The following is a 1,555-nucleotide window of genomic DNA, read 5'->3' as shown; positions in this document are numbered from 1 at the left end:
GGCATCGAGGATGGCGGATCGGCGCTCTTCCGCGGACAGGCGAAGGCGAGCGGGCATGTGACGTCCTCCGGGTATTGCAACATGTCGATCCGTCCTCTAGTTACCGACCGAGATTGAGCAACCCGAGGTCTGGAATTTCAGCGATGCGATGATCACGCATCCTGGCATTCCCATTTGATGTAGGCCTTGCTGTCTGCGGCCCATTTGTCGTCGATCTCGACGAGCACGGCGCTGACGAGGCGCTCGAGCGAGGCTTCGCTGGGAAAGACTCTGACCTTGATGGTTCGGCGCTTGAGCTCCTGCTGGACGCTGCGCTCCATCGGATTGGATGTGCGCAGGCGTCGGCGGTGATGCTCAGGCAGGGAGAAGACGGCGAGGCCCTCGGGCACGTTCTCGTCCAGCCATGCGGCCAGTTTCGGGACTGTGTCCCGGTAGGTCGTGACCAGCTCGGCCAAGGCGGTTTCGGCCTTGGCCAGCGTGCTGGCGTTCCAGACCGAGCGCAGCTCGGACCCGATGCGTTTTCGGATGTCCAGCGTCGGCGCATGGTGGATGGCATTCTGGGCGAGGTGGAACTGGCAGCGCTGCCAAGTTGCCCCGCCGAGCACGGCACGACGGGCGGCCCGCAACCCGGCATGATCGTCGGAGACGACATATTCCACCCCGCGCATCCCACGAGCCTGGAGGCTTTCGAGAAAGCCCCGCCAATGCACCTCTGCCTCCGACAGCGCGACCGAGACGCCGAGCACCCGGCGGCGCTCATCGGAGCCAATGCCCACCGCAGAGAGGACGGCGGCATCGCGCACGACACCGCCGTGGCGCATCTTCTCGTACCGGGCGTCGAGGATCAGATACCGGGTCTCGCCCAGAGGCCGGGTGCGCCAGGCCTCCAGTTCCTCGTCGAGCAGCTTCGCCGCGCGGCTGACCTGCGAGGATGACAGGCTCTCGATGCCGAATTCGCGCATCACCTTCTCGGCCTCCCGTGTGGAGACGCCTTTGACGTACATCTCCGCCACCGCCAGCATCACTGCGCGGACCGAGCGACGGCCGCGCTCCAGTGACTGCGGGTAGAACGGCGTGTCATGGCCTGCGGTCTTGGGAACGTCGACGGCGACCGTGCCTGCCGGCGTGTCGATGCGCTTGGGCTTGTAGCCGTTGGCATAGCCCCGCCGCTCAGCCGTGCGCTCGTACAGGCCGGCTCCCAGGAACCGCTCTCGCTCGATCTGCATGGCCAGCTCGAACGCCCGCGCGAAGACGGTCGCGATGTCACCCGGCCCATGCTCCATCAGATGTTCCAAGACAGCCTCAACCGCCGTATCCTTGCGTTCGTCCATTCGCGCTTCTCCATGGTCGTGTAGCAACTCCATGGAATACCAGAATGGATCGCCCCGACCGGGGCGCGCCCCGGTCGGGGCTCATGGCGCAAGCGCCGAAAGAAATTCCAGACGTCAGGTTACAGCACCGCGGAGGCCCGATCTACGTTCATGCCAAGATCGTCATCATGGACAACCGCCTGATGCGTGTAGGGTCCTCCAACCTCAACAACCGCTCGCTCGGC

General features: G+C 65.0%; 1 protein-coding gene and 1 pseudogene. One reads left to right on the top strand and one right to left on the bottom strand.

Annotated elements, in window-relative coordinates:
- Positions 1-152 precede the first annotated feature (152 nt).
- Positions 153-1,331: an IS256 family transposase gene (locus P1J78_RS24840; protein ID WP_275570052.1), complete on the bottom strand. Its 1,179-nt coding sequence runs from the start codon at positions 1,329-1,331 to the stop codon at positions 153-155.
- A 44-nt stretch (positions 1,332-1,375) separates the two neighbouring features.
- Here P1J78_RS24840 and P1J78_RS25515 point away from each other — a divergent pair.
- Positions 1,376-1,555 (top strand): annotated as a pseudogene (locus P1J78_RS25515) (hypothetical protein); the annotation flags it as partial.

It is taken from the genome of Psychromarinibacter sediminicola, from assembly GCF_029168335.1.
In the GTDB taxonomy this organism is placed as follows: domain Bacteria; phylum Pseudomonadota; class Alphaproteobacteria; order Rhodobacterales; family Rhodobacteraceae; genus Psychromarinibacter; species Psychromarinibacter sediminicola.
Note: the sequence above shows the minus strand (reverse complement) of the source record. Positions and strands in the feature narration are given on the sequence as shown.